This is a genomic window from Mycobacterium sp. BK086 (genome assembly GCA_004362315.1).
Taxonomy (GTDB): Bacteria; Actinomycetota; Actinomycetes; order Mycobacteriales; family Mycobacteriaceae; genus Mycobacterium.
The window spans coordinates 1,925,005-1,942,612 of the sequence record SNWL01000003.1 but is presented as its reverse complement, the minus strand read 5'-3'; the positions used below and the strand labels follow the sequence as shown (position 1 = coordinate 1,942,612).

At 66.7% G+C, this 17,608-nt stretch carries 18 protein-coding genes; 10 read left to right on the top strand and 8 right to left on the bottom strand.

Annotation, left to right across the window (positions count from 1 at the left end; all coding sequences use genetic code 11):
- The gene (locus EV580_RS09640; RefSeq protein ID WP_133690791.1) at positions 1 to 1,701 is read right to left on the bottom strand and encodes an NAD(P)/FAD-dependent oxidoreductase; all 1,701 of its coding nucleotides are present in this window, start codon (positions 1,699 to 1,701) and stop codon (positions 1 to 3) included.
- A gap of 239 nt (positions 1,702 to 1,940) precedes the next feature.
- Between EV580_RS09640 and infA the strand changes: the two genes are divergently transcribed.
- From infA to truA, 8 genes are all read left to right on the top strand, one after another.
- Positions 1,941 to 2,162: a translation initiation factor IF-1 gene (gene infA / locus EV580_RS09635; protein ID WP_005140011.1), complete on the top strand. Its 222-nt coding sequence runs from the start codon at positions 1,941 to 1,943 to the stop codon at positions 2,160 to 2,162.
- Between the two features lie 68 nt (positions 2,163 to 2,230).
- Entirely contained in the window at positions 2,231 to 2,344 is a 114-nt protein-coding gene (rpmJ, locus tag EV580_RS09630) for a 50S ribosomal protein L36 (protein WP_003879483.1), read from the top strand.
- 163 nt (positions 2,345 to 2,507) lie between these two features.
- Positions 2,508 to 2,885 (top strand): 30S ribosomal protein S13, encoded by a 378-nt coding sequence (rpsM, locus tag EV580_RS09625; protein WP_133690790.1) that lies wholly within the window; start codon positions 2,508 to 2,510, stop codon positions 2,883 to 2,885.
- 6 nt (positions 2,886 to 2,891) lie between these two features.
- Entirely contained in the window at positions 2,892 to 3,308 is a 417-nt protein-coding gene (rpsK, locus tag EV580_RS09620; RefSeq protein ID WP_005140014.1) for a 30S ribosomal protein S11, read from the top strand.
- A gap of 13 nt (positions 3,309 to 3,321) precedes the next feature.
- The gene (rpsD, locus tag EV580_RS09615; RefSeq protein WP_133690789.1) at positions 3,322 to 3,927 is read left to right on the top strand and encodes a 30S ribosomal protein S4; all 606 of its coding nucleotides are present in this window, start codon (positions 3,322 to 3,324) and stop codon (positions 3,925 to 3,927) included.
- Between the two features lie 82 nt (positions 3,928 to 4,009).
- Positions 4,010 to 5,062, top strand: coding sequence for a DNA-directed RNA polymerase subunit alpha (locus EV580_RS09610; protein ID WP_133690788.1), 1,053 nt, complete (start codon positions 4,010 to 4,012; stop codon positions 5,060 to 5,062).
- A gap of 59 nt (positions 5,063 to 5,121) precedes the next feature.
- Entirely contained in the window at positions 5,122 to 5,709 is a 588-nt protein-coding gene (gene rplQ / locus EV580_RS09605; protein WP_133690787.1) for a 50S ribosomal protein L17, read from the top strand.
- Complete coding sequence (truA, locus tag EV580_RS09600) at positions 5,672 to 6,592, top strand: tRNA pseudouridine(38-40) synthase TruA (protein WP_502703922.1); 921 nt, start codon at positions 5,672 to 5,674, stop codon at positions 6,590 to 6,592. The genes rplQ and truA overlap by 38 nt, the downstream gene beginning before the upstream one ends.
- Here the strand turns inward: truA and EV580_RS09595 are convergent.
- From EV580_RS09595 to EV580_RS09575, 5 genes are all read right to left on the bottom strand, one after another.
- On the bottom strand, positions 6,589 to 7,212 hold the full coding sequence (locus EV580_RS09595; RefSeq protein WP_133691121.1) for a cutinase family protein: 624 nt from the start codon (positions 7,210 to 7,212) through the stop codon (positions 6,589 to 6,591). The two genes, truA and EV580_RS09595, sit on opposite strands and share 4 nt — an antisense overlap.
- Before the next feature lie 58 nt (positions 7,213 to 7,270).
- The gene (locus EV580_RS09590; RefSeq protein WP_133690786.1) at positions 7,271 to 7,927 is read right to left on the bottom strand and encodes a cutinase family protein; all 657 of its coding nucleotides are present in this window, start codon (positions 7,925 to 7,927) and stop codon (positions 7,271 to 7,273) included.
- Positions 7,928 to 7,980: 53 nt separating this feature from the next.
- Entirely contained in the window at positions 7,981 to 8,664 is a 684-nt protein-coding gene (locus EV580_RS09585; protein WP_133691120.1) for a cutinase family protein, read from the bottom strand.
- Between the two features lie 77 nt (positions 8,665 to 8,741).
- Positions 8,742 to 9,398, bottom strand: coding sequence for a cutinase family protein (locus tag EV580_RS09580; RefSeq protein WP_133690785.1), 657 nt, complete (start codon positions 9,396 to 9,398; stop codon positions 8,742 to 8,744).
- 62 nt (positions 9,399 to 9,460) lie between these two features.
- Entirely contained in the window at positions 9,461 to 10,462 is a 1,002-nt protein-coding gene (locus EV580_RS09575) for an EamA family transporter (RefSeq protein WP_133690784.1), read from the bottom strand.
- 92 nt (positions 10,463 to 10,554) lie between these two features.
- Between EV580_RS09575 and EV580_RS09570 the strand changes: the two genes are divergently transcribed.
- Positions 10,555 to 11,109: a CGNR zinc finger domain-containing protein gene (locus EV580_RS09570; protein ID WP_133690783.1), complete on the top strand. Its 555-nt coding sequence runs from the start codon at positions 10,555 to 10,557 to the stop codon at positions 11,107 to 11,109.
- 11 nt (positions 11,110 to 11,120) lie between these two features.
- The gene (locus tag EV580_RS09565; RefSeq protein WP_133690782.1) at positions 11,121 to 12,371 is read left to right on the top strand and encodes a saccharopine dehydrogenase family protein; all 1,251 of its coding nucleotides are present in this window, start codon (positions 11,121 to 11,123) and stop codon (positions 12,369 to 12,371) included.
- Here EV580_RS09565 and EV580_RS09560 read toward each other — a convergent pair.
- Positions 12,368 to 14,425 (bottom strand): FAD-dependent oxidoreductase, encoded by a 2,058-nt coding sequence (locus EV580_RS09560; protein WP_133690781.1) that lies wholly within the window; start codon positions 14,423 to 14,425, stop codon positions 12,368 to 12,370. The genes EV580_RS09565 and EV580_RS09560 overlap by 4 nt on opposite strands.
- Entirely contained in the window at positions 14,422 to 17,604 is a 3,183-nt protein-coding gene (locus EV580_RS09555) for an ATP-binding protein (RefSeq protein ID WP_133690780.1), read from the bottom strand. Before EV580_RS09555 ends, EV580_RS09560 begins: the two co-directional genes overlap by 4 nt.
- Positions 17,605 to 17,608: the final 4 nt, after the last annotated feature.

Sequence of the window (17,608 nt, the reverse complement as noted above, 5' to 3'; positions counted from 1 at the left end):
CTACGCCTCCGCGAGATACCTATGCACCAACATGACCGCCATCGACCCTTCGCCGACGGCGGCTGCCACCCGTTTGGCGGACTCGGCGCGCACGTCTCCTGCAACAAACACACCGGGCACACTTGTTTCCAGGTGATGCGGCGGCCGGTCCAGGCCCCATCCGGCGACGTTGGCCAGATCGGGTCCGGCCAGGACGAAACCGTGGTCGTCGACGGCGACGACCTCTTTGAGCCAGTTGGTCCGCGGCTCGGCGCCGATGAAGCAGCACATCCGGGTGGACTCGACGGTTTCGCGCTGACCGGTCTGCCGGTTCTCCAGCACCAGACCGGTCAGGTGGTCGTCTTCGCCGAGGGTGTCGATCACCTCGGTGCAGGTGCGCACGGAGATGTTGGGGTTCTTCTCGATCTGCTGGATCAGGTAGTGCGACATCGACGCTTCCAGCGAGGGCCCGCGCACCAGCATGGTGACCGAGTTCGCCTCGCGGGACATGAACATCGCGGCCTGTCCGGCGGAGTTGGCCCCGCCGACGATGTAGACGTCCTCGCCCTTGCATTCGGAGGCATCCGACACCGAGGCGCCGTAGTAGACGCCGCGTCCCACGTAGTTACAGGCGGGATCGTCGGGGTTGTCCCAGCAGCCGGTGACCTGGAGCTGGCGGTAGGACACGCCGGTGGCGAGGATGACCGCTCGCGCGGCGATGCTGCCGCCGTCCTCGAAGACGATGGTCCTGGCGGTCCCGGCCTCGCCGGCAGCCAGCTTGACCGCCTTGCGGGTGGTGATGACCTCCGCGCCGAACCGCTCGGCCTGCCGTCGGGCCGACGTCGTCAGCTCGGCGCCGGAGACCCCGGTGGGGAATCCGAGGTAGTTCTCGATCCGGGAGCTGCGGCCGGCCTGGCCGCCGGTCGTCGTCTCCTCGATCAGGACGGTCTTGAGTCCCTCGGACGCGCCGTACACCGCGGCCGCCAGGCCCGCAGGCCCGCCGCCGATGACGGCGAGGTCGTACATCTCCAGCGACGGGTTGGTGGACAGTCCCAGCATGGTGGCGAGTTCGGCGTTGGTCGGGTCGACCAGGATCTCGCCCTTCTCGCTGATGACCACCGGCAGCTGCATTCCGTCCAGGCTGGCGGCGTCGAGCAGCTGCCTGCCCTTGGGTTCGTCGGCGTTGAACGCGCGGAACGTGTGCTGGTTGCGGGCCAGGAACTGGCGGACCTCCCAGGACCGCTCACTCCACCGGTGCCCGACCACCTTGGTGTGCGGGATCGCCCGGTCGCCGGTGGCGTGCCAGGCCTCCAGCAGCGCGTCGATCACCGGGTACAGCTTTTCCTCCGGCGGATCCCACGGCTTGAGCAGGTAGTGGTCGAGGTCGACGACGTTGATGGCGTCGATCGCGGCGTGGGTGTCGGCGTACGCCGTCAGCAGAACGCGCCGCGCCATCGGGTAGACGTCCATCGCCTCTTCGAGGAACTGGATACCGCTCATCTGCGGCATCCGGTAGTCGGCGACGAACACCGCGACGGTCTCGCCGCGGAGCTTCAGTTCATTGATCGTCTCCAGCGCGTCCGGCCCGGATTCTGCACGGACGATCCGGTATCGCTCGCCGTAATGGCGGCGAAGATCGCGAGCGACAGCGCGCGACACGGCCGGGTCGTCGTCAACGGTGAGAATGACGGGTTTGCGGGGCTGGGGGGCGGGTCCAGTCATCACTGTCCAGTATGCGCCGGGTGTCCAGTGGTTATGAGGCTGGGCTTCCCCTGGTCAGCATGGCTGCGCGACGGTTTTGGAGTAGCGCGCCGAAGCGGGTATCGTAGACCGGCGGTGCGGCATCCGCGCCGACTCTTGCGTGCCTCGTCCTGGAATTTTCGGAATTTCCTGATCCCGGCTCACGTTTTGAAGTCGGGGCAAACGCTGTCCCAAACCAACAATGCAGGATCTGAGAGGTTATGGCCAAGAAAGACGGTGCCATCGAGGTCGAGGGCCGCGTGGTCGAGCCCCTGCCCAATGCGATGTTTCGCATTGAGCTGGAGAACGGACACAAGGTACTCGCTCACATCAGCGGCAAGATGCGGCAGCACTACATCCGCATCCTTCCCGAGGACCGGGTGGTGGTGGAGCTCTCTCCCTACGACCTGACCCGGGGTCGCATTGTGTACCGGTACAAGTAAGCCTTACCGACCGCGAACCAGCACGCACGAACAAGACAACCACCGAGAACTAGAAGGATCGAACAGCCGTGAAGGTGAACCCGAGCGTCAAGCCGATCTGCGACAAGTGCAGGGTGATCCGCCGGCATGGGCGGGTCATGGTGATCTGCTCTGATCCGCGCCACAAGCAGCGTCAGGGCTGAGCCCTGCCACTGACGGCGAGCACTACCCACAACTGAATGCAGACCTCCCAGTACCACTGAAGGCATACGGCCCTCAGCTACGCCCGGAACGGAGGCCGGGCCCCGACGCAGTCGGGAACGGACTGGGAACAGACCTCCGCATAGAAGAAGGAATCACTGCCTGATGGCACGTCTCATGGGCGTTGATCTCCCGCGCGACAAGCGCATGGAGATCGCGCTGACTTACATCTACGGCATCGGCCGTACCCGCTCGCAGGAAATCCTCGCCGCGACCGGTATCGAGAAGGATCTGCGCAGCAAGGACCTCACCGACGATCAGGTGACCCAGCTCCGCGAATACATCGAGGGCAACGATCTCAAGGTCGAGGGCGACCTGCGCCGCGAGGTTCAGGCTGACATCCGACGCAAGATCGAGATCGGCTGCTACCAGGGCCTGCGGCACCGCCGTGGCCTGCCGGTGCGTGGCCAGCGGACCAAGACCAATGCGCGTACCCGCAAGGGCCCCAAGCGCACCATCGCCGGCAAGAAGAAGGCCAGGTAACCCCGGATGGCACAAGCAAAGAAGGGCGGCGCTGCACCCAAGAAGGGGCAGAAGACCCGTCGCCGGGAAAAGAAGAACGTCCCGCACGGCGCCGCTCACATCAAGAGCACGTTCAACAACACGATCGTCTCGATCACCGATCCCCAGGGCAACGTCATCGCCTGGGCGTCGTCGGGTCACGTCGGCTTCAAGGGCTCGCGCAAGTCGACCCCGTTCGCCGCGCAGCTGGCCGCCGAGAACGCTGCCCGCAAGGCGCAGGAGCACGGCGTCAAGAAGGTGGACGTGTTCGTGAAGGGTCCGGGTTCGGGCCGCGAGACCGCGATCCGTTCACTGCAGGCTGCCGGCCTGGAGGTCGGCGCGATTTCCGACGTCACACCGCAGCCGCACAACGGCTGCCGTCCGCCCAAGCGGCGCCGGGTCTAGGGAGGACTAGAAAATGGCTCGTTATACCGGACCCGCAACCCGCAAGTCGCGCCGTCTCGGCGTCGACCTGGTTGGCGGCGATCAGTCGTTCGAGAAGCGCCCCTACCCGCCCGGCCAGCACGGCCGCGCGCGGATCAAGGAGAGCGAATACCGCCAGCAGCTGCAGGAGAAGCAGAAGGCCCGCTTCACCTACGGCGTGCTGGAGAAGCAGTTCCGCAAGTACTACGAAGAGGCGAACCGTTCTTCCGGCAAGACCGGCGAGAACCTGCTGCAGATCCTGGAGACCCGCCTGGACAACGTCGTGTACCGCGCCGGCCTGGCGCGTACCCGCCGGATGGCTCGCCAGCTCGTCAGCCACGGTCACTTCACGGTCAACGGTGTCAAGGTGAACATCCCGAGCTACCGGGTGTCGCAGTACGACATCATCGACATTAAGGACAAGTCGCTGAACACCCTGCCCTTCGAGGTCTCCCGGCAGACCGCCGGCGAGCGCCCGATCCCGGGCTGGCTGCAGGTCGTCGGCGAGCGTCAGCGGATCCTCGTGCACCAGCTGCCCACTCGTGAGCAGATCCAGGTGCCGCTGGCCGAGCAGCTGATCGTCGAGTTCTACTCGAAGTAGTAAAGACGTCTGCGGGGCAACCGTCCCGCGGATCACTTAACGGCATCAAATAGCGGGTGCCGAGAAGGAGATACGAAAAACAATGCTGATTTCTCAGCGCCCCACTCTCAGCGAAGAGGTCATCGCCGAGAACCGCTCCCAGTTCGTCATCGAGCCGCTGGAGCCGGGATTCGGTTACACCCTTGGCAATTCGCTGCGGCGTACGCTGCTGTCGTCGATCCCCGGCGCGGCCGTGACGAGCATCCGCATCGACGGTGTGCTGCATGAGTTCACCACCGTGCCCGGTGTGAAGGAAGACGTCACCGACATCATCCTGAACCTCAAGGGCCTGGTCGTCTCGTCCGAAGAGGACGAGCCCGTCACCATGTACCTGCGCAAGCAGGGCCCGGGTGAGGTGACCGCCGGTGACATCGTTCCGCCTGCCGGTGTGCAGGTGCACAACCCGGACATGCACATCGCGACCCTGAACGACAAGGGCAAGCTCGAGGTCGAGCTCGTCGTCGAGCGTGGCCGCGGCTACGTGCCTGCCGTGCAGAACAAGGCCTCGGGCGCCGAAATCGGCCGTATCCCGGTCGATTCGATCTACTCACCCGTGCTGAAGGTCACCTACAAGGTGGAGGCCACCCGCGTCGAGCAGCGCACCGACTTCGACAAGCTGATCCTGGACGTCGAGACCAAGAACTCGATCACCCCGCGTGACGCCCTGGCGTCGGCCGGTAAGACCCTGGTCGAATTGTTCGGTCTGGCACGGGAACTCAACGTCGAGGCTGAGGGCATCGAGATCGGCCCGTCGCCGGCCGAGGCCGATCACATCGCGGCGTTCGCGCTGCCGATCGACGACCTGGATCTGACGGTCCGCTCGTACAACTGCCTCAAGCGCGAGGGTGTGCACACCGTCGGCGAGCTGGTCGCCCGCACGGAGTCCGATCTGCTGGACATCCGTAACTTCGGCCAGAAGTCGATCGACGAGGTCAAGATCAAGCTGCACCAGCTGGGCCTGTCGCTCAAGGACAGCCCGGCCAGCTTCGATCCTTCCGAGGTTGCCGGTTACGACGTCGCCACCGGTACCTGGAACAGCGACGCCGGCTACGACCTGGACACCGACCAGGACTTCACCGAAACCGAAGAGCTCTAACAAAAAACAGTCCCGGCCCTACCTGATACGGGGGTCGGCCCCACAAGGAGATAGTCGCAATGCCCAAGCCCACCAAGGGTGCCCGCCTCGGCGGTTCGTCCTCGCACCAGAAGGCGATTCTGGCCAACCTGGCTACGTCGCTGTTCGAGCACGGTCGGATCAAGACCACGGAGCCCAAGGCGCGGGCGCTGCGTCCGTACGCGGAGAAGCTCATCACCCACGCCAAGAAGGGCGAGCTGCACAACCGGCGCGAGGTGATGAAGAAGATCCGCGACAAGGACATCGTGCATGCCTTGTTCGCCGAGATCGCCCCGTTCTTCGCCGACCGCAACGGCGGCTACACCCGCATCATCAAGGTCGAGCCGCGCAAGGGCGACAACGCCCCGATGGCGGTCATCGAGCTGGTGCGGGAGAAGACCGTGACGTCGGAGGCCAACCGTGCTCGTAAGAGCTCGGCCGCCAAGGCCGCCGCGCCCGCGCCTGCCGCGGTCGAGGAGGCTCCGGCCGAAGAGCCGATCGAAGCCGTCGAGGCCGAGGCCGTGGAAGAAGACACGGCCATCGCCGACGCCCAGACCGCCGAGGCTGCTGACGAGGTCGCCGAGGAGAAGGCTGAAGAATCCACCGAGGATTCGGACGCTGACAAGTAGATCTGTGAATACGAACCTGCCCGTCACCGAATCCGGTGGCGGGCAGGTTCGTCTTCGGCTCGATATCGCCTACGACGGAACCGAATTCACCGGTTGGGCGGCCCAGGAGGGATTTCGCACCGTCGCGGGCGTTCTCGAAGAAACTCTCTCGACGGTGTTCCGGACACCGCTGCGGGTGTTCGGCGCAGGACGCACCGACACCGGGGTGCACGCCACCGGTCAGGTCGCACACCTCGACGTGCCCGAGGATGCGCTGGCTCACGCCTATCCGCGCCAGGCGCGGCCCGGTCCCGAATTCGAACCGCTGGTACGCCGATTGGGCCGCTTCCTGCCCGAGGACGTCCGGGTGCGTCAGATCGTCCGCGCGCCAGCCGGATTCGATGCCCGTTTCTCAGCGCTGCGCCGCCACTACGCCTACCGGCTGTCGCTGGCACCCTACGGGGTGGAGCCGCAGCTCGCGCGGTACGTGACGCCGTCGACCAAGCCGCTGGACGTCGACGCCATGGCGGAGGCATCCCGGCATCTGCTGGGGTTGAACGACTTTGCCGCATTCTGCCGGCACCGGCCGGGGGCGACCACCATCCGCGATCTTCAGCGGCTGGACTGGGTGCGCGACGGCGATCTGGTGACCGCCTACGTCAGCGCGGATGCGTTCTGCTGGTCGATGGTGCGGTCATTGGTGGGCGCACTGTTGGCCGTGGGGGAGGGCCGCCGCGAACCCTCCTGGTGCGCAACGCTGTTGAACGCTGCGGGGCGCTCAAGCGATTTCGCTGCCGCGCCGGCCCGCGGCCTGACACTGACCGGGGTGGACTATCCGCCCGACGACCAGCTGGCCGCCCGGATCGGCGTCACCCGCGACCTGCGGACGCTGCCGAAGTCCTAGAGCCTGCCCGCCACGAAATCGGCGGCCTGGTTGATCATCCCAGCCTTTTGGTAGGCGGCGGCGAGGTGATCGGGCCAGTTGGTCTCCCAGGTGTCGGGGTCGGCCGGGTTGCAGATCGGGTCGTCACCGTGGCACAGCTCGATCGTGCGGTCCTGGTACGCGGGGCTGAAGTTGGTGATCGGCCCCAGCCACTGAGTTCCGTTGCCGAACAGGGCCACTGCCGCGATGTGGCTGTCGGCGCCTGCCGGCATCGGATTCTTGAAGCCCATGATCGGAATCGGAACTGCCAGAACCATATCGGTGGCCGCCGCGCCCAGCGAGTACCCGCCGAGGACCAGGCGGGTATTCGGGCAGCTGTTCATGTTGTAGGCGATGCGGTTGCTGATGTCGTTGGCGCCGACGTCCACCTGGTTGTCGGCGGGGTACTTCACCGCGTACAAGCCGATGTTCTTGTTGACCTTCGATCGCAGCGCGCTCACGAAGCTGTTGCCGATGACGCCCGCGCCCGGCGATTCGAGGCGTCCGCGCGCGAAGATCACCTCGACGTCGGGACATCCCGCGGCGCCGGCCACCGGCGTTGACGTCCACGAGCCGGGCAGTGCCGACGGGGCGACCAACATGGTTGCGGCCGCGACGAAAATCGCGACCGCACTACTGAGAATCCGTCGTTTTCGCACGCTAGAGCCTGTCCGCAGTGAATTGGGCGGCCTGGTCTACCAGGCCGGAACCGATGTAGGCGTCCTGCAGGTGCGTCCACCAGTTACCGATCAGAGTGTTGGGATCGATGCCGTTGCAGATCGGATCATCGATATTGCACTGGTTGATGGTCTTCGGACCGTAGAGCGGGCTGTTGGCCGCGGGCACCAAACCGGGGACGCTGACGCTGCGCGTGCCACTGCCGAACTGCACCACGGCCGCGACGTGCGGGGCCACCGACGGGGGCACCGGGTGGGCCCCGAGTCGCGGATCGGTCGGGCTGAGCGCGAGATCTACCACCGCAGCACCCAGTGAGTAGCCACCGGGAACCTGGCGGGTGTTGGGGCAGTTCGCCGCCATGTACTCCATATGCCGAGCCATGTCGTTGGCGCCCGGCACGATGTCCCAGTCGGCGATGTAGTTGACCGCGTACACGCCCACACTCTTGGGGGTCTTGCCGCGCAGCGCATCGACGAAGGCGTCGCCGATGCGGCCGATGCCGGGTGGTTCCTCACGGCCGCGGGCGAAGATGACCTCGACATCGGGGCACTCCGCCGCCGATGCCACGGCAGTGGGCAATATCCATGCGGCAACGGACATTAACGCCGCTGCGCCGCTGAGCACCGCTTTGACGCGCATGCCAGCCATGGTAGACGAGGCTGGGAGTCTGCTGGCAGCTAATAATTCGCGGGCTACACCACGAGCAGGCCCGCGATGAACCCGGCGGCCTGCGCGGGTCCTGGGCCTTTTTCGTAGTCGGTGTGGGCGAACGGGTTGCGGCCACGGGAGCAGATCGGATCGCCGTCGTTGCACAGGTCGATGCCCTTACCGGCGAACGGAGGAGCGGCCGACGTGATCGGAATGCTGAACTTGGTGGACGGGTTGCCGAACACGGCCAACCCGGCGACCCGGTTGGCCAGATTGCCCGGCAGCGGCGGCGCCGAGCCGACGTCACCGACCTTGTTGCCCAGCGGGGGGATGCCCACCAGCATGTCCATCACTGCGGCACCCTGCGAGTAGCCGCCCAGAACGAACTTCGTCGCCGGGCAGGCCGCGGCGGTGGTCGCGATGAAATTGGTCGCGTCGGTGGCGCCGTCCGCGGCGCCCAGGAAGTCGTAGGTCGCGGGGTAGTTCACCGCGTACGAGCTCACCGTGCGCCCGCCGAGCTGACCTTGCAGGTTGTCGACGAAGGCCTGCCCGACGCGGCCGATGCCGGCCGGCTCGCTGGTGCCGCGGGCGAAGACGACGGAGATGTCGGGGCACGGGTCAGCGGCAGCGGCCGGCGCGAGCGCGATCGGCAGTGCGACCGCCGCGGCGACGATAGCCGTCGAGGCAACCCCGAAGCTCCGGGCTGAGTTCATGGTCGGCGTGGCCATGGCGTTGGAGACCCCCTTGGTCGCGAACATTCGGCTAATCGTCACATATGGGGCGGGGAGGCCCAAAACGCTTTGATCTACAGCAGGCCCGCGACGAACGACGCCGCCTGGACCGCCGACCCGTCGCTGCCGTACGCCCGGTGGGCCGGAACGTCGTCGCCACTGGTGCAGATCGGGTCGCCCGTGTTGCACAGGTCGATCGACCGGCTGCCGTAGACGGGGCTGGTGGTCAGCGGCAGGCCGACCTTGGCGGTGGGGTTGCCGAAGACCGCGATGGCCGCAATGTGGTCAGGGGCGTTCGGCGGCAGCGGGTTGTTGAACCCGATCGCGGGGAACGGGACGGCGGTGATGATGTCCATGATCGCCGCGCCCTGCGAGTAGCCGCCGAGAACCAGGCGGGTGCTGGGGCAGTCGTTCATCACGCCCTGGATGAACGCGCTGGCGTCGTTGGCGCCGTCGGCGGCGGCCAGGAAGTCATAGCTGGCCGGGTAGTTCACGGCGTACACGCCCAGGGAGCGTCCGCCGATCTTGCCGCGCAGAGAATTGACGAACGCCTGGCCGACGCGGCCGATGCCGGGCGGCTCGTCGGTGCCGCGGGCGAACACCACCTGGACGTCGTTGCAGCCGGCCGCTGCGGTGGGCAGCGCGGCCGGGCTGACCAGGGAGGCCAGCGCAACCAGTACGGCGGCCGGGAGGGTCAGCAGAACGCGCTTTGCCGCAGCGATAGTTATCACGTCTAGATGTTACCGATGGGAGGCGTGATTCATTCCCGATGTTTGCTCCGCGCGGCGCGTCGCTAGGTTTTGGCGGTGGTGATTTCCTCGATCGGCCCGGCGTCGGGCCAGGTCGCCGCGGTGACCGCGGCGCTGCGATCGCCCTGGCGGGCCAGCGCCAGCCCGAGCAGGACCACCACACCGCCGACCGCCTGGGTGACGGTCACGGCTTCGCCGAGCAAGACCCATGCCGACAGCACGGCGAACAACACCTCACCGAGGCCGACCAGAGACGCGAAGCTGGGCCGCAGCCGTGCCACACCGCTGATGCCCAGCGTGTAGGCGATCGCGGTGGCGACAACGGCCAGCATCAGCACCGGGACCCACCACGGGACGGTCAGTCCGGCGACGTCGGCGTTGTTGGCGGTGAACGTCAGCGGCATCACACCCGTGAGGCCGAGCAGAGCGACGGCGATGGCGCCGACCACCAGGCCGCCGGCGGCCAGGGTGATCGAGTTCAGACCGCTGCCGTCGGCGCTCACTTCGTCGGACATCATGAAGTAGCAGGCCGCGCAGATGGCCGCCGCCAAGCCCCAGGCGATTCCGGTCGCGTTGATGTGGGCGTCTCCCGAGAAAACGTTGAGTACCAACATGATTCCGGCGACGGCGAGCGCGACCCCGGCCAGTGTCATGGCGCGCGGGCGGCGCCGGGTGGTTCCCCAGATCCAGCCCACAACCAGGATGGGTGCGGTGTATTCGAGCAGCAGCGCCACGCCGACCGACAGGTGCGAGACGGCGTTGTAGTAGCAGAGCTGAGCGCCGGCGATCGGGACCAGGCCGTAGGCGATGACGGTGCGGGCGTGGGCGCGGGCCTCGCGAACCCAGTCGGGCTTGACGATGGTGGCGAAGACCGCCATCACCAGTGCGCCGCCGGCCAGCCGGGCGGTGACGGCGGCGGTGGGGGACCAGCCGGCCTCCATCAGTGACTTGGCGAAGGGACCGGACATGCCGAAGGTGAATGCCGATCCGACGGCGAACAGCAGACCGAGCCGAAAGTGGTCTTGGCCACGAACCGTCGTCGACATGGGACACCCCCTTGGATGTAGTGAGCACTCACATGTAATGAGTAAAATGACCGTTGGTCATGACAATAGGTGGCGAGGGAGTCACGGGTCAAATGCTTTTTACTCATGACACGGAGCTCACGTTGCGGGCTGCGTGTGTGCTGATCAACAGCGATCGGGTCGACGGTGAGCAGTTGGCGGATCTGCCTGCCCTGGATGCGTACCTCGACAGCTACGGGTGGACCGGGCGGCGCGATCACGACGACGCCGAGGTCGCGTCGGTGCACACCCTGCGGGGACGGCTCGGCCGGATCTGGGCCGCCGCCGGCGACGAGGCGCGTGCCGTCGGCCAGATCAACGCCCTGCTGTCCGACACCCGTGCCTCGCCGTGGCTGACCCGTCACCCCGAGATGCCCGAGTGGCATCTGCACCTCGCCTCGATCCACGACCCGCTGGCCCAGCGGATGGGCGCCGAGATGGCGATGTCGCTCGCTGACCTGGTGCGCGCCGGCGAGCTGCGCAGGCTCAAGATCTGCGCCGCCCCGGACTGCGATGCGGTGCTGGTCGATCTGTCCCGCAACCGCTCGCGAATGTTCTGCGATACCGGGAATTGCGGTAATCGTCAGCATGTCGCCGCTTATCGGGAGCGCCGCTCCAAAGAGGGGTAGCGTCACGGGTCATGCGCGCACGGGGGCGTGACATCGACATCATGGTCTTCGGAGCCACGGGCTACGTAGGCAAACTCACCGCCGGATATCTCGCCAGATCCGGCTCGGGGCTTTCGATCGCGCTTGCCGGCCGGTCGAAAGGCCGGCTCGAGGCCGTGCGCGCCGGTCTCGGTGGCAGGGCGAAGAACTGGCCGCTGGTGATCGCCGACGTGGATCAGCCCGGCTCGCTGGACGCGATGGCGTCCCGAAGCCGGTTGGTGCTCAACGCGGTTGGCCCCTACACCCGGTACGGCTTGCCGGTCGTGGCGGCCTGCGCCGAGGCGGGTACCGACTACATCGACCTCACCGGCGAGGTTCCGTTCGTCCGGCGAAGTATCGACCAGAGTCACCGCCGGGCGAAAAAGACCGGCGCACGCATCGTGCATTCGTGCGGATTCGACTCGATCCCTTCGGATCTCACCGTCTACGCGTTGAGTCGCCGGGTCGCGGCCGACGGGGCGGGCGAACTCGCCGACACCACCTTGGTGCTGCGGGACTATTCGGGCGGATACGCCGGCGGTTCGGTGGCGACGATGGTCGACCTGATGCGGCTCACGTCGTCGGATCCCGAGGTGCGCCAGATGCTCGACGATCCCTACAGTCTCAGCCCCGATCGCGCCGCCGAGCCGGATCTTGGCCACCAGGTCGACCTTCCGCTGCTGCCGGGTCACGAAGTCGCACCCGAACTGGCGGGGTTGTGGACCAGCGGCTACGTGATGGCGCTCTACAACACCCGCTGTGTGCGCCGCTCCAATGCCCTGATGAAGTGGGCCTACGGTCGGCGCTTCCGCTACACCGAAACCCTCATCATGGGGTCGTTCCCCGGCGCGGCCCTGGCCGGTGCGATGTTCAACGCAGGCATCGCCACCGCTTCACGCTTCGGTGGCAACTACTTGCGCCTGCTCCCAACGGGTTTCGTGGACCGGATGACACCCGCCGCGGGAACCGGCAATGACATGGGTTCGCGCGGGCACTACCGGGTCGAGACCTACGCCACCACGACGACAGGGCGCCGGTATCGCGCGACGATCGCCCAACCCGCCGACCCGGGATACTCGGCGACCGCACTGCTGGCCGGCGAGAGTGCGCTTGCGCTGTTGCTGGACCGCGACCGCCTCCCGGACCGGCACGGGGTGCTGACGCCGGCCTCGGCCATGGGGGACGTGCTGCTCGACCGGCTGCCGGCCGCGGGTGTCACCTTCGAGACCGAGAGCCTGCCCTAGGGCATGTAGAAGCCCCGGATGTGGTGGTAGCGGCCATATCCCAGCAGGGCGTTGGCGGCCTGGAGTCCGGAGACGACGGCGGCCTCGATACAGCCCGCGTTGATACCGCAGTCGGTCCAGTCACCGGCGAGTACGAGGTTGTCGTAGCCGCTTTCGTCGGGGCGCAGACGGTACTTGTCCGATCCCGGGACCGACAGCACATAGCGGTCGGACGGATCGATGTTGACGCTGACGTGCTGGGTTTCCAATGCGGCTGCGCCTTTTCGGTCACCCGCGCCGCAGAGCAGCCCCCAGGTGAACCCGCCTTCGGACACGGCTCCCGGCAGGTACATCCCGACGTGGCGGTTCAGATAGTCCACCGCGTTGGCCAGCACGTGCTGTCGCTGTCCGGCGACGTAGGCGGCGGGGTCCTGGGTGGTGGGCCATGGCGCGTCCAGCGCGCCGCAGAAGTACGCCACGGTATGGGGTTCCTCGGCTTCGGGCCAGTCCTCGGCCCATAGCGTCTGGCCCATCGACGCCCACGTGTCGAACGGTGAGACGTAGCCGCTGGTGGTCACGCCGGGGCGATGCCAGCCCATGGCGGATTCGGTTGGCCGCAGCCAGAGTTGGAAGGATTGGGTGGCCACCGTCTGGATGTGGGAAGTCATCTCGTCCCACTCCGGGCGGTCGGCGATGAGTTCTTCCGCCACCAATTCGACCATGCCCAACGATGCGGCCAGAACCACCTGATCGAAATCCGTTCCGTGGCGCAGAATCCGGGTCTCGGCGTCGGCGCGCTTGCCGAAGTGGGATTCCAGATCGCCCACATCGGTTGTGGCCTTGAGCAGTTCGCTTCGGGGACGGGCGGGGAACACCGGCAGGCCGTCGGCCGGGATCAGCGGGTCGTAGGTGTCGACGCCGTCGGCGAGTTCGACCTGGCGGCCCATGGTGATCGCGTCGATGCGGTGCCGGTGGGCATCCAGGTGTAGCGCATCGAGGCGGTGGAAGAACTCGAACCGGACCCCGCGCCGGCGCAGCGCCTGGTAGATCGGCGCGATGATGACGTCGCCCATGCCTGCGGTCATCTTCCAGAAGAACGCACCCTTGTACTGGAAAAGCGCTATGCCGGTGAGCAATACCGCCACTCCGGCGCCGAAGGTCGGCCTGCCGAAATCACCTTCCTCGTAGCCGAAGACCATGTCGTACATGCCGCGGATCAGCGGGAAGTCGAGGACGTCGGGGTCGGCGCCGTGGCGCAGGATCCAGGCGCTGTACTCCTCGTCGTTGATGGCGCGGAAACCGGTGGGGTCGGTGATCAGCCGGTCGGCGATCAAGCCGCGGGTGGTGGCCGCGAGCAGCGACATCAACAGCCACATGCGCTTGTGCTGGGGTCGGCGCTCGTAGTCCAGCGCTTCGCGCACCGCATCGAGTGCCTCTTTGAGGAAGCCCGCCGCGGAACCTTCCGCGGTGCGGGGTTCGATGAGGGCTGCCAGTGTGGCCATCGTCGCGCGTCGCACCGCGGCGATCCAGTCGGCCGACTCGGGCTGCGGGCTGGCCGACAGGGTGAGGTCTTTACCCGAAGCCGCACTGAGTGATTCGGCGAAATCGAGAAGCAATCGCAGCGTTCGTGCGGCGAACTCGACCACGGTGAGTTCGCGTCCCGTCGCACCCGGTTCACCGGGCAGCTCCGGGGTGCGGCTGAACTTGCCGGACCAGATCAGCCAGTCGTCGCCGAACCGATCGGCCATCCCGAGTTCTTCGGCGGGCATCAGTGCTTGATCCCAGGTCTTCACCGGGCAGTCGGGATCGGTGTTCTCCCGGTCCAATTCGGCGTAGCACTCGCGCAACAGTGCAAAGGCATTCTCATAGGAGCCCAGCCAGATGTGCAGGCCGTGTTCCTCGATGCGGTTGTGTGCGCCGCGGCTGGAGGCGCCTTTGCCGCCCAGGCGGTGGCCGCGCTGGTAGACGGTGATCGACTCGAAGCGGTCCTGCCAACGGCCCTCGGACAGCCGCCACGCGGCACTGAGCCCGGCCATGCCCCCGCCCAGAATGGCGATCCGGTCGCGACGTCTCACCCGAGCAACGCCCGGGCGCGGGCCAGCTCTGGCCAGTCCTGGTCGGCGCCGATGCGGCTCAGTGCTGCTTCCAGTGCCGGTCGTGCCGGCTCCCCGAAGAGTTCAAAAGCATCGGTGGCGCAGCGTAATTCGAAGACCACCGCACCTTGCTCCTTGGCCACCGCGATGGCCCGTTCGAGCGTCGCGCGCTGAGCGCCGGGCTCGCTGTAGGTGTGTGCAAGGACGCGGAGCAGTTCGGCGAGATAGAAGCGGATCCCGGTTTCCTCGACCATGTCCAACGTGAGTTCCAGGCGCGCTCTGGCCGCTTCTGGATCTCCCGCAGCATTGTGTAGACGCGCGAGCACGCTTTCGTACGAAGCGAGAAACGTTTTCAGTTGAGCTGCCCGCATCGCCTCGACGACCTGGGTCATGCTCGTGATGTGTGGTTCCAGCAGCGCTGGATCGGATTCACCGGCGGCGAGTGCCGACCGGGCTGCGAGCGACACGTGGTTGAACGTGGACACCATGGTCCACTCGACGAGTCCCAATTTTTCGGCCTGCTGCGAGATCTCATCCAGGTGCTCGCGGGCTCGGTCGAGTTCGCCGGTCTCGATTCGGACCATCGCCTGGCGCGCTCGGCAATAGCAGAAGGTGATTCCGTTGTGCGGGAATTCCAGTTCCTGACACCGTTCTACGCTTCGGGTGAAGAGTTGCTCGGCCCCGGACAGCTCACCCTGCAGGAATCTGATCGAACCGAACTCGGCGTACAGCGCGGCGATCGGATCGTTGGGGGCGAACCACGACCCCTCCATCTTGAGCGCATCGCTGCGATCGAGAGCGTGCGCGGCGGCCTCCAGTGCCGCCCGGGCCTGACCGAAGTGGCCGTGCAGTGACGCCAGTGCGCCGTCGATCACGTTGTAGGCGGCGGTGGCCCAGTCGGACTGTCCGTTCAGCTGTCGCATCGCATCGACGAGTTGCTGGGCTGTGCCGAGCTGGCCGCACGTCGTGTAGTAGTTCATCAGGGCACTGAAGATGCCGATGTGGTCGTGGCTGGGCTCTTGTACGACAAGTTGCAGGCACCGTTCGAATTCGGCGATGGCCTCCGGACTGGCTTGCCCGGCCGTCGCGGATGCGAGGAAGCCGCGCTCCAGACGGATGTTGGCTTCGGTGCGGTCACGTGATGGCGACGGCGCGGAGGCCTGGATGCTTTCCAACGCTTTGGTGAGGTGGTTTCGCGCCTCGATGAGCGCGCCGCGCTGGCGCGCATCCGACGACGCCCGCTGATAGGCGGCCGCCGCCTCGTCAAAGCGTTCGGCCTTCTCGAAGTGGTGCGCCACCAGGGGCCATTCCGGTGTGCCGCCCGCTGCAGGGTCGGCGAGAACGTCGGCGATGCGGTGATGGAGCCGTCGCCGGACGCTGGGGGGCGACAGCTCGGCGGCTACCTCGCGGAGCAGTTCGTGTTGAAAACTCCACTGGCGCTTGCCGACCGGCCGCAGTACCCTCGCGCGGGTGAGGTCGTCGAGCAGGGAATCGATCTTGCGCCAGCCGACTCCGGTCACCGAGGACAGCAGGTCACGATCGAAGCGGCTGCCGATGAGTGCGGCCGTTTCCACGATCAACAGTGAATCAGTGCTCGAACGCAGCCGGGCAACCAGGGTCTCGTAGAGGGTGTCGGGGACTTGAGCCTGATCGGCGGCGTCCTCGGCGTGGTGCTTGAGTTTGGCCACCACCTCTTCGATGAACAGGGGGACGCCATCGCAACGCTCCTGCACCGCTTTTCGCGCCTCTGCAGCCATCTCCGGGTGAAGGGCCCGAATCAGTGCGTCGGAATCCTCGGCGGCGAGAGGTTTGAGCTCGAGTTCTTCGACAAAGCCCCGCAGCGGAGGAACGCTGCGCCCGGTGACCACCACCAGCAATCGGTTGTCCTTCAGGCGCAGAAGGGAATTGACAATGCTGATGGTGTCCTCGTCGTACCAGTGGATGTCCTCGGCCAGGATCAGAGCCGAACCCGTGTTGACGCACGCCAGCAGGTAGTCCTTGACCGCGGCGGTGATCTGGTCGAACCGGGCCCCGGCATTGATGGTGGTGGGTTGATAGCCGGCATCGGGAGTGATGCCGAGGACCGGAGCCAACAGGGGCACGACGGTCGCGGTGTCCATCGAGCGACTCTTGACCTCGGCTTCCAGCAGGCGCAGGCTGTCGGCCGCGTCGGAGTCGCGCTGGATCTGGCTGTGGCGTTCGATCAGCCGCCGCACGGGGCGCAGACCGACGTCGGTGTGGAACGGCGAGCCGAACAGTTCGAGGACGGCGGCACCGGACTCGCGGGCCATGTCGACGACGGCGCTGGCCAAGCGGCTCTTGCCGATACCGCCCTCGCCGCGCAGCAGCACACCTCGAGTGGTCAACGTGCCGGCGCTGGCCTGGTCCCACATCCCGCGCAGCGCGGCAAGTTCATGCTCGCGACCCACGATCGGGCCGTAGGTCTTGCCGTCGATGTCGCGCTCGGCGATGACCCGGTAGTGGACGAGTGGCGCGTCCATTCCCTTGACCCGCTGCGGCGGGCATTCCTCCATCTCGAAGTTGTCCCGGACCAGCCGTTCGACGGCCTCGGAGACCGACACTGTGCCGGGCTGAGCCAGGCTGCAGATCCGTGCGGCGAGATTGGCGCCCAGCCCGTAGACGTCGTCCTGGTCGATGTCGAGGAAGACCACCCCGCGATGGATGCCGACGCGGACGTCGATGTCGAATCCGAACCGACGCTCGGCGCGGACGCTCAGCTCGGCGACTTCCCGGACGATGTCCAGGCCCGCGAGCACCGCTCGGTGGGTGTCGTCCTCGTGCGCCTTCGGATGTCCGAACACCGCGAGCAGGCCGTCGCCCTTGATCGAGCCGATGTGACCTTCGTAGCGGCCGACGATGGTGCGGACCACATCGCGGTAGCGTCCGACGACGGTGCGGTACACCTCGGGCTCGATGCGCATCGAGAGCGCCGTCGAGTCGACCAGGTCAGCGAACAGCACGGTGAGACGGCGGATTTCACCGCTGCCGACCGGTGCGGCGAGCAGCTCCTCGGCGTCGGGGTTGGTGCGATCGACGGCCAGCACCTGCCCGGCTAGTTCGTCGGCGGTGGCACGGTCGCCTTCGTTGATCGCCCGGACTGCACGCTCGAGAAGATCATCGATGGCCGGATTGTCAGTCACGCGA

Coding starts and splice junctions, on each gene's coding strand:
- rpsM (WP_133690790.1), top strand. CDS start 2,508: ATGGCACGTCTCATGGGCGTTGATCTCCCGCGCGACAAGCGCATGGAG.
- rpsK (WP_005140014.1), top strand. CDS start 2,892: ATGGCACAAGCAAAGAAGGGCGGCGCTGCACCCAAGAAGGGGCAGAAG.
- EV580_RS09590 (WP_133690786.1), bottom strand. CDS start 7,927: ATGCGCGTCAAAGCGGTGCTCAGCGGCGCAGCGGCGTTAATGTCCGTT.
- rpsD (WP_133690789.1), top strand. CDS start 3,322: ATGGCTCGTTATACCGGACCCGCAACCCGCAAGTCGCGCCGTCTCGGC.
- EV580_RS09595 (WP_133691121.1), bottom strand. CDS start 7,212: ATGTTGGTCGCCCCGTCGGCACTGCCCGGCTCGTGGACGTCAACGCCG.
- EV580_RS09640 (WP_133690791.1), bottom strand. CDS start 1,701: ATGACTGGACCCGCCCCCCAGCCCCGCAAACCCGTCATTCTCACCGTT.
- EV580_RS09610 (WP_133690788.1), top strand. CDS start 4,010: ATGCTGATTTCTCAGCGCCCCACTCTCAGCGAAGAGGTCATCGCCGAG.
- EV580_RS09570 (WP_133690783.1), top strand. CDS start 10,555: ATGCTTTTTACTCATGACACGGAGCTCACGTTGCGGGCTGCGTGTGTG.
- infA (WP_005140011.1), top strand. CDS start 1,941: ATGGCCAAGAAAGACGGTGCCATCGAGGTCGAGGGCCGCGTGGTCGAG.
- rplQ (WP_133690787.1), top strand. CDS start 5,122: ATGCCCAAGCCCACCAAGGGTGCCCGCCTCGGCGGTTCGTCCTCGCAC.
- EV580_RS09565 (WP_133690782.1), top strand. CDS start 11,121: ATGCGCGCACGGGGGCGTGACATCGACATCATGGTCTTCGGAGCCACG.
- EV580_RS09575 (WP_133690784.1), bottom strand. CDS start 10,462: ATGTCGACGACGGTTCGTGGCCAAGACCACTTTCGGCTCGGTCTGCTG.
- EV580_RS09585 (WP_133691120.1), bottom strand. CDS start 8,664: ATGGCCACGCCGACCATGAACTCAGCCCGGAGCTTCGGGGTTGCCTCG.